12 protein-coding genes are annotated in these 14,265 nt (G+C 68.0%); 2 read left to right on the top strand and 10 right to left on the bottom strand.

The window, feature by feature from the left end; translation table 11 throughout:
- Positions 1 to 48: 48 nt before the first annotated feature.
- Genes AB0N61_RS05850 through nirB form a run of 4 tightly spaced genes read right to left on the bottom strand, consistent with a single transcriptional unit; the run spans position 49 to position 4,881 of the window.
- Positions 49 to 1,176 (bottom strand): uroporphyrinogen-III synthase, encoded by a 1,128-nt coding sequence (locus AB0N61_RS05850; RefSeq protein WP_363362421.1) that lies wholly within the window; start codon positions 1,174 to 1,176, stop codon positions 49 to 51.
- The gene (gene cobA, locus AB0N61_RS05845; RefSeq protein ID WP_363362420.1) at positions 1,173 to 1,940 is read right to left on the bottom strand and encodes a uroporphyrinogen-III C-methyltransferase; all 768 of its coding nucleotides are present in this window, start codon (positions 1,938 to 1,940) and stop codon (positions 1,173 to 1,175) included. The genes AB0N61_RS05850 and cobA overlap by 4 nt, the downstream gene beginning before the upstream one ends.
- Positions 1,937 to 2,305, bottom strand: coding sequence for a nitrite reductase small subunit NirD (nirD, locus tag AB0N61_RS05840; protein WP_363362418.1), 369 nt, complete (start codon positions 2,303 to 2,305; stop codon positions 1,937 to 1,939). The genes cobA and nirD overlap by 4 nt, the downstream gene beginning before the upstream one ends.
- Complete coding sequence (nirB, locus tag AB0N61_RS05835; protein ID WP_363362416.1) at positions 2,302 to 4,881, bottom strand: nitrite reductase large subunit NirB; 2,580 nt, start codon at positions 4,879 to 4,881, stop codon at positions 2,302 to 2,304. Before nirB ends, nirD begins: the two co-directional genes overlap by 4 nt.
- Positions 4,882 to 5,092: 211 nt before the next feature.
- Here nirB and AB0N61_RS05830 point away from each other — a divergent pair, with 211 nt between their 5' ends.
- Positions 5,093 to 6,457 carry a DUF349 domain-containing protein gene (locus AB0N61_RS05830; protein WP_363363163.1) on the top strand — a complete coding sequence of 455 codons (1,365 nt, stop codon included), beginning with the start codon at positions 5,093 to 5,095 and terminating at the stop codon, positions 6,455 to 6,457.
- Between the two features lie 61 nt (positions 6,458 to 6,518).
- Positions 6,519 to 7,070 (top strand): type IV toxin-antitoxin system AbiEi family antitoxin, encoded by a 552-nt coding sequence (locus AB0N61_RS05825; protein WP_363362415.1) that lies wholly within the window; start codon positions 6,519 to 6,521, stop codon positions 7,068 to 7,070.
- Here the strand turns inward: AB0N61_RS05825 and AB0N61_RS05820 are convergent.
- The 6 genes from AB0N61_RS05820 to ruvA all read right to left on the bottom strand — a co-directional run bounded on the left by AB0N61_RS05820 (position 7,057) and on the right by ruvA (position 14,260).
- The gene (locus AB0N61_RS05820; RefSeq protein ID WP_167943448.1) at positions 7,057 to 9,306 is read right to left on the bottom strand and encodes a bifunctional (p)ppGpp synthetase/guanosine-3',5'-bis(diphosphate) 3'-pyrophosphohydrolase; all 2,250 of its coding nucleotides are present in this window, start codon (positions 9,304 to 9,306) and stop codon (positions 7,057 to 7,059) included. The genes AB0N61_RS05825 and AB0N61_RS05820 overlap by 14 nt on opposite strands.
- A gap of 67 nt (positions 9,307 to 9,373) precedes the next feature.
- A complete protein-coding gene (gene secF / locus AB0N61_RS05815) occupies positions 9,374 to 10,363 on the bottom strand; it encodes a protein translocase subunit SecF (RefSeq protein ID WP_363362413.1) in 990 nt (329 codons plus the stop codon).
- Positions 10,363 to 12,093, bottom strand: coding sequence for a protein translocase subunit SecD (gene secD, locus AB0N61_RS05810; RefSeq protein ID WP_167943444.1), 1,731 nt, complete (start codon positions 12,091 to 12,093; stop codon positions 10,363 to 10,365). Before secD ends, secF begins: the two co-directional genes overlap by 1 nt.
- Before the next feature lie 49 nt (positions 12,094 to 12,142).
- Positions 12,143 to 12,562: a preprotein translocase subunit YajC gene (locus AB0N61_RS05805; protein ID WP_363362411.1), complete on the bottom strand. Its 420-nt coding sequence runs from the start codon at positions 12,560 to 12,562 to the stop codon at positions 12,143 to 12,145.
- Positions 12,563 to 12,636: 74 nt separating this feature from the next.
- On the bottom strand, positions 12,637 to 13,662 hold the full coding sequence (gene ruvB, locus AB0N61_RS05800; RefSeq protein ID WP_363362409.1) for a Holliday junction branch migration DNA helicase RuvB: 1,026 nt from the start codon (positions 13,660 to 13,662) through the stop codon (positions 12,637 to 12,639).
- Positions 13,655 to 14,260, bottom strand: a complete 606-nt coding sequence (gene ruvA, locus AB0N61_RS05795; RefSeq protein ID WP_363362407.1) for a Holliday junction branch migration protein RuvA — start codon at positions 14,258 to 14,260, stop codon at positions 13,655 to 13,657. Before ruvA ends, ruvB begins: the two co-directional genes overlap by 8 nt.
- Between the last annotated feature and the right edge of the window lie 5 nt (positions 14,261 to 14,265).

Raw genomic sequence — 14,265 nt, 5'->3', positions numbered from 1 at the left:
GCGACGGCCTCACATGCGAGCGGGGCCATTGCTCCCGGCCGGCCACGCTCAGTACTCGGTGACGGCCAGACGATAGCCGCGTTTCACCACCGTGTGCACGAGCTCGTTGCCACCGAGCGCCTCGCGCAGCCGTGCCACGGCCACCTCGACCGCGTGACCGTTGCGCTCCGCGCCGGGAAGGACACCCCCGAGCTCTGCACGGGAGAGCACGCGACCGCCCGCCGATGCGAGCGCCTCGATCAGGGCGGCCGCCGACCGCGAGAGCGGGATGAACGCGCCGTCGACGAGCACCCCGCCGCTGCGCACCTCGACCAGCCCGGCGTCCGTCGGCAGTGACGGTGCTCGTCCCCCGCCGAAGTGCGCGATGACTGTTCGAGCGAGGGATCCGAGTCGCCCCCGGTCGGCGATCGTGGTGCGAAGGTTCGCTCCGTGCAGCGGTGCCGCAGTGATGGGGCCCACGCACGCGAGGAGGAGGCGCCCCGACTCGGCACGTCTCCTGATGCGCTCGAGCGCGCCGGACTCCTCCGCCACCGCGATCCACGATGCGGCTCCCGGCGCCGAGGTGAACAGCACCGCGTCGGCCTCGCCGGCGGCTGCCTGCAGCGCGGAGCGGCGGACCACCTCGGGGTCCGGCGGCGGACCCCAGCGGTAGACCGTGATGCTCAGCACCTCGGCCCCGGCATCCGTCAGCAACTCGTCCAGCCCATCCGATCCGGCGCCGTGGTGCTGCACGAGGATCCGCTTGCCCGCGACCCCGGAGGCGAGGAGGTACTCGCCGACTTCGGCAGATGTCTCGGATTCGGCCACCCAATCGGCCGTGAACCCCGCCTGCTGGATCGCCCCGTGCGCCTTGGGTCCCCGTGCGACGAAGTGCGCGCCCTGAAGCGCCCGATCGAGCTGACCGTCGATGCCGTGCTCGTGCGCGGCATCCATCCAGCCGCGGAACCCGACGCCCGTCGTGACGATCACGATGTCCGGTGCGCGAGCGATCACCTGCTCGGTCCGAGCGAGCAGGTCGGCATCGTCGGAGTTGGTCACGATGCTCAGCGCCGGGGCTCGATGGACCACCGCGCCGCGACGCTCGAGCGCGGTGGCCAAATCGATCGAGCGCCGGTCGGCGGCGACGATGATGGTGCACCCCGCCAGCGCGGAATCGAGCGTGCGCGCAGCGGTCATGCGGTGCTCTTCGCGATCATGGCCGTCGTCGGCAGCAGCAGTCCCGCGCGAGCCACCTCGCCGATCACGATGACGGACGGGTTCACGACCTGCTCTACGGCCGCGTCCTGCGTCGCCCTCGCCAGCGTGCTGCGGATCGTCCGCTGCCGTTCGGTGTGGCCGTTCTCGACGATCGCCACCGGTATGTCTGCGGAGACCCCGTGCGCGGCGGCACGGGCTGCGAGGCGGGGCAGCGATGCCACGCCCATCAGGATGACGGTCGTGACGGTCGGGTCGGACAGTGATGCCAGTGCGCTCGGTGTGAGGTCGCCGTGTCCGTTGATGATGTGCACCGCTGACGCGACCCCCCGGTGGGTCACCGGGATGCCCGCCGCCTGCGGCACGGAGATCGCACTGCTGACACCGGGAGTCACGCTGACCGGCACACCGGCGGCCTCGCAGGCGAGAACCTCTTCTCCCCCACGCCCGAGCACGAACGGATCCCCGCCTTTCAGGCGCACCACTCGGTTCCCGGCGAGAGCCCGCGCGACCAGCAGCTCATCGATCTCGTGCTGGGGAACCGGGTGGTGCCCCGGGCGCTTGCCGACATCGATGATCTCGACGTGCGGCGGGAGCTCACTCCGGAGCTCCTCGAACGGACCGAGGCGGTCCGCGACGACGACGTCGGCCGACATCAGCAGGCGATAGGCGCGGACGGTCATGAGGTCGGCCGGACCCGGTCCCCCGCCGACGAGGTCGACCCTGCCCACGCGCGGCCTGCTCATGATCCGACGCTCTCCGGGATGCGCACATACACGTCGCCGTCGTCGACCGCGACCGGCCACACCCGCAGAGCCGCCGGAGGCCTGCCGTGGGTCTCGACGCACTCGCCGGTGCGCAGATCGAAGACCTGCTTGTGCAGGGGGGAAGCGACCGTGGGGGCATCCCCACGACTGCCCACGATCCCCCGGGAGATGACGTGCGCCCCGCTGAAGGGATCGAGGTTGTCGACGGCGAGGACGGTGCCGTCCGCGAGGAGGAACAGCGCCACCTGCTGCCCGTCCACGAGGGCCGCGCGTCCTCGTTCGACCTCGAGATCACGGGTCGTGCACACCCGCACAGGGGTGGCGTCGTCGATCGCGATGGTCATCGCCGCACCTCCAGCGCGGTTCCGGCGATCAGGACCCCGCCGCTACGGCGCTCCTCGGGCGTGGCCGGGCGGATCTGACCGCGCTCCGAGACATAGGCGAGCGACGGATCCGCCGTGTCCGCCGCGTTGACGAACGACCGGAACCGGTCGAGCTTGGCGGGGTCGGCGAGAGTGGCCGCCCACTCGTCCTCATAGCGATCGACGTGCTGCGCCATCGCCGCGTCGAGATCGGCGCAGATGCCCAGGCTGTCGTCGAAGATCACGCTCCGCAGTCCCTCGAGGCCGCCCTCGAGCTCCTCGCACCACGGAGCCGTGCGCTGCAGGCGATCCGCGGTGCGGATGTAGTACATGAAGAAGCGATCGATGGCCCTGATCAGTCCCTCATCGTCGAGATCCGACGCGAGCAGCTGTGCATGCCGTGGGCTGAAGCCGCCGTTGCCGCCGACATACATGTTCCATCCCGTCTCGGTGGCGATCACTCCGACGTCCTTGCCACGGGCTTCGGCGCATTCACGCGCGCAGCCGGAGACACCGAGCTTGAGCTTGTGGGGCGCTCGGAGTCCCCGATAGCGCAGTTCGAGCGTGACGGCCATGCCGACCGCATCCAGAACGCCGTAGCGGCACCAGGTCGATCCCACGCACGACTTCACCGTGCGCAGCGACTTGCCGTACGCCTGCCCGGACTCGAACCCCGCGTCGACCAATCTCTGCCAGATCCTCGGCAGCTGTTCGAGTCTCGCTCCGAACATGTCGATCCGCTGCCCGCCGGTGATCTTGGTGTACAGCGCGAAGTCCTTCGCGATCTGACCGATCGCGATCAATCCCTCCGGGGTCACCTCTCCGCCGGCCATCCTCGGGACGACGGAGTAGGTGCCGTCCTTCTGCATGTTGGCCATCACATGATCGTTGGTGTCCTGAAGAGCGGCGTTCTCGCCGTCCAGCACGTGCGCTCCGACGAGCACCGAGAGGATGCTGGCGATCGCCGGCTTGCAGACATCGCACCCACGCCCGCGCCCGAACCGCTCGACGATGCCGCTGAACGTCGTGAGCTGAGCCACCCGCACCGCGTCGAACAGCTGTCGTCGCGACAGATCGAAGTGCTCGCAGAGGGCATGCGACACGGTCTGCCCGAGCTTCGTGAGCTCCTGCCCGACGACTTTCTTGACCATCAGCACGCACGACCCGCACGTGGCCCCGGCCTTCGTGCACCCCTTCACCGCGGCTGCGTCCATGCAACCCTCCTCGTGCACCGACTGGCGGATCCGCCCCGCCGTCACGTTGGAGCACGAGCAGACGACGGCCTCATCCGGCAGCTCGCCGCCTGGTGCCTCGTTCCCGCCTTCCGGGAGCAGATACGCCGCGGGGTCGGCGCCGAGTCTCGCGCCCACGAGCGGACGCAGTGCCCCATAGGCCGCCGCATCGCCCACGAGGATCCCCCCGAGCAGTGTCTGAGCATCGTCCGACAGCACGAGCTTCTTGTAGACGCCGGCCACCGGATCGGCGTAGACGACGTCGAGCGCATTCGGAGTGGTGGCCATCGCATCGCCGAAACTCGCCACGTCCACGCCCGAGAGCTTCAGCTTGGAGGAGTCGTCGTAGCCGGGGAACGCGGCGTCGCCTCCGAGCAGACGCGTCGCCGCCACCTCTGCCATGGCGTATCCCGGAGCCACCAGGCCGACGCATCGACCATCGAAGTTCGCGACCTCGCCGATCGCCAGGATGTGCGGATCGGACGTCGAGCACCGATCGTCGATGATCACACCGCCACGCGGGTCCACGAGCATCTCGGCGTTGCGCGCCAGCTCGTCCCGTGGTCGAACGCCGACCGTGAAGACCACGACATCCGCACGCTCGATCGAACCGTCTTGGAACTCGAGCGCCGTCACCGCACCCGAATCATCGGGATCCAGCCGAGTCGTGCGCGATCCGGTGCGCACCGAGATGCCTCGCGCCTCGAGCAGGCGCTTGAGCATCCCCCCGCCTGCCGAGTCGAGCTGGGCCGACATCAGGCGATCGGAGTACTGCACCACGGTGGTCTCGACATCCATCCCCTGCAGAGCGCCGGCGGCTTCGAGCCCGAGGAGCCCTCCGCCGATGACCGCACCACGCAGGGGACGATCGAGCATCCGGGCCCTCCGCTCGACGAAGTCCTTGAGTCCCTGAACGTCGTCGAGGGTGCGATAGACGAAGCAGCCGGGCAGGTCCGCGCCGTCCACGGCGACCTTCGCGGCGTACGATCCGGTGGCGAGCACCAGCGTGTCGTACGGGATGCTCTTGCGCGACCTCGTCGTGACCGTGCGTGCCGAGCGATCGATCCGCAGAGCCCTGTCATCGGCCAGGAATCGCACGCGGAAGTCGTCGAACACCGAGCGATCGAGCTCGAGATCATCGGGCGTCGCTCCCGAGAAGAAGCCCGTGAGACCGACCCGGTCGTAGGGTCGACGCGCTTCGTCGCCGATCACCGTCACATGCATCGGTGTCTCCGACCGGCTGATCAGGCTCTCGACGAAACGGTGCGCGACCATGCCCGCACCGACGACCACGATCTCCTGGGGGGTGGGGAAGACCTCGCTCATGCTGCTCCAATCGGCGCGGGGGACGTCGTGATGGCGACGATAGGAGCCTGGTGTTTCCCGCATGTGACGCGCGGTGTTTCGTGCGTCGAACGATTCGCTCACAGATCGGTAACGGCCATTGTGAGATTCGTCCACCACACTGCGACCTCGCTCTCGTACTAGGCTGAAGCTCGTCCTTTCCGCCTCCCGCGGGCCCTACCGCGCAAGGAGAATCACCGTGTCTGAGCCGTCCACGCCGACTCCCCCCGTCCCCGCTCCCCCGGCTGCACCCCTGCCGCGCAAGCTGCCCAAGCCTGCTGCGTCGACCCCGGCAGCAGCAGCATCGTCCGCCACCACTGCATCGAGCGCCGAGGCGGCGAAGTGGGGCCGTGTAGCCGAAGACGGCACCGTCGAGGTTCGCGAGGGCGACGAGTGGCGCGTGGTCGGGCAGTACCCCGACGGCACGCCCGACGAGGCACTCGCCTACTTCGTGCGCAAGTACGAGGACATCGCGTTCAAGGTGCACACGCTCGAGCAGCGCCACCAGGCGGGTGGCGCGTCTGCGAGCGACCTGGTGAAGCAGGCCGGTCACCTTCTCACCGAGGCCACCGACGCCGCGGCCGTCGGCGATCTCGCCGGACTCCGCGATCGTCTGAACTCGCTGACCTCCTCGCTCTCCGAGGCCACCGCTCAGGAGGCACAGCAGGCCAAGGAGCTGGTCGACAAGGCCATCGCCGACCGCACGGAACTCGTCGAGCGCGCAGAGGCGATCGCAGCCCGTGACCTCTCGAAGGTGCAGTGGAAGCAGGTGACCGCCGAGCTGAGCGAGCTCTTCGACGCGTGGCAGGCGCAGCAGCAGAACGGCCCGCGTCTGTCGAAGGGCATCTCACAGCAGCTCTGGAAGCGGTTCCGTGATGCGCGCGGCACCGTCGACAAGGCACGTCGCGCCTTCTACTCCGAGCTCGACGACACACACAAGGCCGCCCGCGACGCCAAGACGCGACTGGTCGAGCGCGCCGAGGCTCTCGCTCCTCGCGGAGTCGACGGAATCCCGACGTACCGCACTCTGCTCGACGAGTGGAAGGCCGCCGGCCGCGCAGGTCGCAAGGCCGACGACGCGCTCTGGGCGCGGTTCAAGGCCGCGGGTGACGCACTGTATTCGGCCCGCGCCGAGCAGTCGGCAGCCGAAGAGGCGGACTCCGCGCCGAAGATCGAGGCGCGGCAGGCACTCCTCGAAGAGGCCAAAGCCGTCGCGGACGAGCCGAACATCAAGCGCGCCCGCGCGCTGCTCACCGGCATCCAGCGCCAGTGGGACGAGATCGGGCGCATCTTCCCGCGCGACAAGGAGCGCGCGCTCGACGACCGCCTCCGCGTGATCGAGCAGGCCCTCAAGGCGCGCGAAGAGGTCGACTGGAAGAAGAACAATCCTGAGACCAAGGCTCGCGCCAGCGACATGAGCTCGCAGCTGCTCGACGCCATCGCGAAGCTCGAGGGCGAGCTCGCGGCGGCAGAGAAGTCGGGCGACAAGAAGGCCGCGAAAGCGGCGGCGGATGCTCTCGAAGCGCGCCGCACCTGGCTCAACGCTCTCGGCGGCTGACCTTCTCCACAGATCCACGGATCGATTCAGCACGCGGGATGCACCGCGCCAGACTGGCGTGATGCATCCCGCGTTCCTGTATCTGCCCGGCGGTCGGCTCTCGCTCCCGGAACTCAGCGCGGCGAGGATCGACGGTCACCTCGTCGATCTCGGCGAGGGATACATCCCCGCCGATCTCATCGAGAGTGCGAGCGCACGAGCCGCGGCGATCGCGCCACTCGTCCCCGTCGACACCGCGGCGTCGGGGCCGACCGCAGCATGGATCCACGGCGCCGGTGATGCTCCCCCGGCCCGTCACCATGTCAGGAGGGCGGTCAGCCATCGGATCAGACCGACGCTGCCCGCGCGAGTCATCCTGCATGACACCGCGCTGTCGCAGGCGGATCTCGTCGTGATCGGTGGCGTGCCGGTGATGACCCCGGAGCGCACCATGATCGACCTCGCCCTCGGACTCCACCGCGACGGATCGCTGCGCCGGTGGATGGTGCTGCTGGCGGACGCCGAGCCTCGTCTCATCGCCGCTGCGCTCCTCGAGATCGAGCGCATGGTCCGCGTGCCCGGCAAACGCGCGGGGTGCGGTGCTCTCGAGAGGATCCTCGTCAGGACGAGGTGACGCGGTACACGTCATACACCGCGTCGATGCGACGAACCGCGTTCAGCACCCGGTCGAGGTGGACGGCATCGCCCATCTCGAACACGAAGCGGCTGATGGCGAGACGTTCGTCCGTGGTGCTGACGGTCGCCGACAGGATGTTGACGTGATGCTCGCTCAGCACACGTGTGACGTCCGAGAGCAGCCCCGAGCGGTCGAGCGCCTCGACCTGGATCTGCACGCGGAACACGCTCTTCGTCGTCGGAGCCCACGACACCTCGACGAAGCGATCTTCCTCGTTGGCGAGTGCCTTGACGTTCGGGCAGTCCGTGCGGTGCACGGACACGCCGCTTCCGCGCGTCACGAAGCCGACGATCTCATCACCGGGAACCGGGGTGCAGCACTTGGCGACCTTCACGAGGATGTCTGACGCGCCGCGCACCAGCACACCCGAATCCCCTGCTCGGGGCTCGCGCGATGGCATGCTGCCGGGAAGGTCGATCGGTCCGGTCGCGGGGTCGGTCGCTGCGACGAGCGCGGTCACCTTCTCGAGCACGGACTGCGTCGACACATGGCCTTCGCCCACGGCGGCATACAGCGCCGACACGTCTTCGTAGCGCAGCTGATGCGCGACCTCGGCGAAGGAGTCCTGACTCATCAGACGCTGCAGCGGCATGTTCTGGCGGCGCATCGCCCGTGCGATGGCCTCCTTGCCCTGCTCGATGGCTTCTTCGCGGCGTTCCTTCGTGAACCATCCGCGGATCTTGTTGCGTGCGCGGGTGCTCTTGACGAAGCCGAGCCAGTCCTGACTCGGCCCAGCGTCGGGGTTCTTCGACGTGAAGACCTCGACCACGTCGCCACTCTTGAGCTCCGACTCCAGCGGCACGAGGCGTCCGTTGACCTTCGAGCCCATCGTGCGGTGACCGATCTCGGTGTGCACGGCATATGCGAAGTCGACCGGTGTCGCACCGGCCGGGAGGCCGACGACCCGCCCCTTCGGCGTGAAGACGTAGACCTCCTTGGCGCCGATCTCGAACCGAAGCGAGTCGAGGAACTCCCCCGGGTCTGCGGTCTCTGCCTGCCAGTCCGAGATGTGCGCGAGCCACGCCATGTCGTTGTCCGCCGCGCGGACCTCGGCCTTGCCGCCGTTCATCCGCTCTTTGTACATCCAGTGTGCGGCGACACCGTACTCCGCCTGCTGGTGCATCTCATGCGTGCGGATCTGGATCTCGACCGTCCGGCCCGACGGGCCGATCACCGTCGTGTGCAGCGACTGGTACAGATTGAACTTCGGGGTGGCGATGTAGTCCTTGAATCGCCCGGGGAGGGGCGTCCACCGTGCGTGGATCGCGCCGAGCACCGCGTAGCAGTCGCGCACCGAGGCCACCAGCACGCGGATGCCGATCAGGTCGTAGATGTCGTCGAACTCGCGACCTCGCACCACCATCTTCTGGTAGACCGAGTACAGCTGCTTCGGACGGCCGACGACCTTGCCGCGGATGCGCAGATCGCGCAGATCCTCGTCGATCTCCTCGACGACCTGGGCGAGGTACTTCTCCCGCTGTGGGGTGCGCTGCGCGATGAGGTTGTGGATCTCGTTGTAGATCTTCGGGTGCAGCACCGCGAACGAGAGGTCTTCGAGCTCGGACTTGATCGCCTGGATACCGAGGCGGTTGGCCAGAGGCGCGTAGATCTCGAGCGTCTCCTTGGCCTTCTTCGCGGCCTTCTCAGGCGGGACGAAACCCCAGGTTCGGGCATTGTGCAGCCGGTCGGCGAGCTTGATCAGCAGAACACGGATGTCCTTCGACATCGCGACGATCATTTTGCGAACGGTCTCGGCCTGGGCGCTCTCGCCGTACTTGACCTTGTCGAGCTTGGTCACGCCGTCCACGAGCATCGCGACCTCGTCGCCGAACTCCGCCGTGAGGTCGGTGAGCGCGTACCCGGTGTCTTCGACGGTGTCGTGCAGCAGGGCCGCAGCGATCGCACGGGGGCCCAGGCCCATCTCTGCGAGGATCTGCGCCACGGCGAGCGGGTGCGTGATGTACGGCTCGCCGCTCTGGCGCTGCTGGCCGGCGTGCTTCTCCTTGGCCACGGCGTATGCGCGCTCGATCACGGCGAGGTCGCCGCGCGGGTGATTCGCACGCACCGTGCGGATCAGGTTGTCGAGGTCGTTGATCCTGGGCGCGCGGGAGAAGATGCGGGGAACCAGTCGTCTCAGGCTGGAGCCCTGCGACGCCGTCTGCGGTTCCGCCATCCGCTCACCTCCGAATCACACAAGTTTACGCGTGCTCTGCGGGGTGCGGCCCCGCCGAGCGGGACTGTCAGGCCTGTGCCGTGGCGAGGCTGCGCGCCTCGCGGATCTTCGCGTCTCGCGCGGCGATCTCCGGCTCGTTCTCACGGAAGAGCGAATACAGCGGCGCCGCCACGAACAGGGTCGAGTAGGTCGCGACGAGGATCCCGACGAAGATCGACAGCGAGATGTCGGTGAGCGACTCGGCTCCGAGCCAGAAGGCTCCGATGAAGAGAACGGCTCCGACAGGCAGTGCTGCGACGACCGAGGTGTTGATCGATCGGATCAGCGTCTGGTTCACCGCGAGGTTGACGGATTCCCCGAAGAGCCGGGTCGACTTCTCGCCGTCCTCGGTCGTGTTCTCTCTGATCTTGTCGAACACCACGGTCGTGTCGTAGAGCGAGTACGCCAGGATCGTGAGGAATCCGATGACCGCGGCGGGCGAGATCTCGAAACCGGCCAACGCGTACACGCCGACCGTGATGACGAGCACGTCCAGGAGGCCGATGATCGCGGCGGCAGACATCTTCCACGTCCGGAAGTAGATCGCGAGGATCAGGAAGGTCAATGCGAGGAAGATCGCGAGACCCCAGAGCGACTGCTTGGTGACGTTCTCTCCCCAGGCCGGTCCGATGAACGACGAGGTCACGCTCTCGGGCTCGATACCATAGGCGTCGGCGAGGGCGTCGGACACCTGCTGCGTCTCGGCAGCGCTCATCTGGTCGGTCTGGACGCGGATGTCCTTCCCGCCCACGACGACCACCTTGGTCGCCGCCCCCGGGACGACGGACTGCACGGCTGTCGTCGCGATCTCCTGCTCGAAGCTGTCGGGAGCCTGCACGGTGAACTGCGACCCGCCGGTGAACTCGATCGAGAACTGGATCGGTCGGAAGAGCGGCACCAGCGCGGAGCCGACAACCAGCACGATCGCGATGATGAACCACAGCCGGCGCCTGCCGACGAACGGGAACGACGTCTTCCCCGTGTAGAGGTTGTTACCGAATTCGTTCATGGAAACCATCAGGCGTCCCCCTCGCTTCCGGTGCGGCTGGATCTGTCACCGGCTAGTGCCTCGGCGCGTTTGCGCTCAGCGATGGTCTGACGGCGATCGGCTTCGCCCTTGGCTCTGGCGTTCTTCGCACCGCGCCCCGTCGAGGCCGTGGCGACCTCGCGGAACTGCGACCGGCTGCGATACACCGCGCCGAGCGATTCAGGGTCGAGGCCGGAGAGCTTGTGTCCGCCGCCGAAGAACTTGGTGCGGGCGAGCAGCTGCATCACCGGGTGCGTGAAGATCACGAAGATGAACACGTCGATGAGCGTCGTGAGCCCCAGCGTGAAGGCGAAGCCCTTCACGGTGGAGTCCGCGAGGATGTACAGCACCACGGCCGCGAGGATGTTGATCGATTTCGAGATGTAGATCGTGCGCTTGGCTCGACCCCAGCCGTCCTCGACCGCCGAGGTGATCGACTTTCCGTCGCGGAGCTCGTCTCGGATCCTCTCGAAGTACACGATGAAGGAGTCGGCGGTGAAGCCGATCGAGACGATGAGACCCGCGACGCCGGCCAGCGACAGACGGAAGCCCAATCGCCACGCCAGGATGCAGATGATGATGTAGGTGAGCACCGCCATCACCGCGATCGACGCGATGATCACGGACCCGAGTGCCCGGTAGACGATCAGCGAATAGATCGCCACGAGTGCGAGACCGATGAGGCCCGCGATGAGACCGATCTGGAGCTGCTGGGTGCCCAGCGTCGCGGAGATCGTGTCGGAGCTCTGCACCTCGAAGCTCAGGGGCAGCGCACCGAACTTCAGCTGGTCTGCGAGAGCTGTCGCCGACTCCTGGTTGAAGTCGCCGGAGATGCTGGGACGACCGTCGAGGATCTGCCCGTTCATGCGCGGTGCACTGATCACGGATCCGTCGAGGACGAACGCGAACTGGTCACGCGGCGAGAGCTCCGCGAGACGGTTCTGGTTCAGGCGGGTGCTCACCTCGCCGAACGCCTCGGCGCCGTCGCCGTTCATGGTCAGCTGCACGAGCCAGGCACCCGTCTTCGGGTCGCGACCCGCGGATGCGTCGGTGATCGCGTCACCCGTGAGCTCGGTCGGACCGAGGAGATACTTCGCCTGCCCCGAGGGATCGCACGCGATGAGCGGCTGGTCCTTGGGCGCATTCGAGGGATCGTTGTCCGGGTTGGCGCAGTCGTAGGCCTGGAATTCCGCGGCCAGCCTGTCCGTCACCCAGGCGAGGTCGCTCGCGTCGGTCGGCTCGGCCGTCGGCGTCGCGTTCAGCGAGTCGTCCGGTGTCGGATAGGGCGTCTCGTTGCCGTCTTCGCCGACGTACTGATTGGTACCGGCAGTCGTGGCGAGCACCGGACGGAACTCGAGCTGGGCGCTGGACTGGATCCGCTCACGCGTCTGCTCGTCGGCGACACCCGGGATCTGGACCACGATGTTGCGGCCGCCCTCGGTCGTGATGTCGGCCTCGGCGACGCCCGATGCGTCGACGCGCTGACGGATGATCGCCGCGGCCTGATCGAGCTGCTCCGGCGAGGGCGCCGCGCCGTCCTCGGTCTCGGCGCTGAGCACGATCTGCGTGCCGCCCTGCAGGTCGAGAGCGAGCTCAGGTGTCCAGGAGCTCTTCCCGAAGACGTGGACGCCGAGCGCGTTGATGCCGAAGAGGATGCCCGTCACCAGGAGCAGGCCCAGGAGGACCCGCCAGGCATGACGGACCGGGGAAGAAGTGGCCACGTGTGATCAGCTTTCTACGATGCCGGAGTGCCGAGGTACAGCGGTGAGGCTACTTGTCGTCGGCGTCGCGCTCGAGACGACGACGGGTCTCCTCGGGAGTCTCGACGGCCGGGGCGTCGTCGACGACGGGGACGTCGTTCACGATCGGTGCGTCATCGCCCGCGAGCACGGCCGGGTCGGTCTCGACCGCGTCCTTCGGCTCGACGATGCGCAGGATCGCCTGGCTGTGCACTTCGATGACGGTGCCGGGGGCGATCTCGACCAGGGCAGGCGAGTCGAGGTCGTCGTGGTCGTAGGCCACGATCGTTCCGTAGATACCTCCCTGGAGGAGCACCTTGACGCCGGGAACGGTCTTGGTGGCCTTCTCCTCCTGCTCTGCCTTCATCTGCTTCTGGCGCTTGCGTCCGTTGACGAACATGAAGACGACGAGGACGGCGAGAAGGCCGAAGAGGAGGATTTCCATGGGCATGGTGGCAAAGGCCTTTCTCAGGTGCGCGCACCACAGGACGGTCGCGCAGTTCTATCGGGGGAAGTCTTCAGCGATTATAGGTCATCAAGTCGAAGCGCCCCGTCCGGGTGCGCGATGCCGAGGTGGCCGTAGGCCTCCGGCATCGCGACGCGACCACGCGGCGTGCGACCGAGGAATCCGATCCGCACGAGATAGGGTTCGACGACGCTCTCGACTGTCTCGGCCTCCTCGCCCACGGCGACCGCGAGCGTGCTCAGGCCCACGGGACCTCCGCGGAAGCGGCGCACGAGTGCATCGAGCACCGCTCGGTCGAGTCGGTCGAGGCCGATGGGGTCGACGTCGTAGAGGTCGAGCGCAGCTCTGACCCCGACCAGTGACGCGGCGCCGCCGCCGTGCACGAGCGCGTAGTCGCGGACGCGGCGCAGCAGACGGTTCGCGATACGCGGCGTGCCGCGCGAGCGACGGGCGATCTCCGACAGCGAGTCACCCGGCAGATCGACGCCCAGCATGAGGGCCGAACGGGCGATCACGCGCTCGAGCTCCGCCTCCTCGTAGAACTCGAGATGACCGGTGAATCCGAAGCGATCCCGCAGCGGATTCGGCAAGAGTCCCGAGCGCGTGGTCGCACCGACGAGCGTGAACGGAGCGAGGTCGAGAGGGATGCTGGTCGCTCCCGCCCCCTTGCCCACCATGATGTCGATGCGGAAGTCCTCCATCGCGAGGTAGAGCATCTCCTCCGCCGACCGCGCCATCCGGTGGATCTCGTCGATGAAGAGCACTTCACCGGGCACGAGGCTCGAGAGGAGTGCCGCGAGGTCGCCGGCGTGCTGGATCGCCGGTCCGCTGGAGAGCCGGAGCGGGCGGTCGCTCTCGTGCGCGACGATCATCGCCAGCGTGGTCTTCCCGAGCCCGGGAGGGCCTGCGAGCAGAATGTGGTCGGGCGGTCGGTTCTGGATGCGCGCGGCATCGAGCAGCAGCTGCAGTTGTCCGCGCACCTTCTGCTGGCCGACGAACTCGCCGAGACTCGTGGGGCGCAGCGCCCCCTCGATCGCGAGCTCGGTGTCGTCGGAGGGCTCGGCGGCGTCGCGGATGTCAGACACGCGCCGGCCCCAGCAGAGCCAGTGTCCGACGCAGCAGCGGCGCCACGGCCGCCCGCTCGGCCTCCGACGCCTCGGCGGCCGTCTGCGCGGCGGCCTCGGCGGCGACCTTCTCGGACCACCCGAGACCGACGAGCGCGGCGGTCACCTGATCGACGACGTCGACGGAAGCGTTCGCGGCGGGCTTCGACACCGAGCCGACGGGATGCACCTTGCCCGCAAGCTGCAGCACGATGAGCTTGGCCGTCTTGGGACCGATCCCCGAGACCCGGCGGAACGGCGCGTCATCCTCCGCGGTCACCGCATCGGCGATCTGGTCGACGGTGAGGTGCGACAGCACCCCGAGCGCCGACTTCGGCCCGACGCCGGTCACGCTGATCAGCAGGCCGAAGATCTCCAGTTCGCTGCGCTCGGCGAAGCCGTACAGCGACAGCGCATCCTCACGCACGATGAGGCTCGTGTGCAGCATCAGCCGCTCGCCGACGGTCGCGGTGTGGGCCACGTCGGCCGGCACGGCGACGGAGAAACCGACTCCCCCGACGTCGATGACGACCTGATCGGCTGTCGAGTGGAGGACAGCACCGTGCAGCGAGGAGATCATCCGCC

This window comes from Microbacterium sp. NPDC089320 (genome assembly GCF_040684875.1).
Lineage (GTDB): Bacteria > Actinomycetota > Actinomycetes > Actinomycetales > Microbacteriaceae > Microbacterium.
The sequence above is the reverse complement of the archived record's forward strand: the minus strand, read 5'-3'. Positions and strand labels throughout refer to the sequence as shown.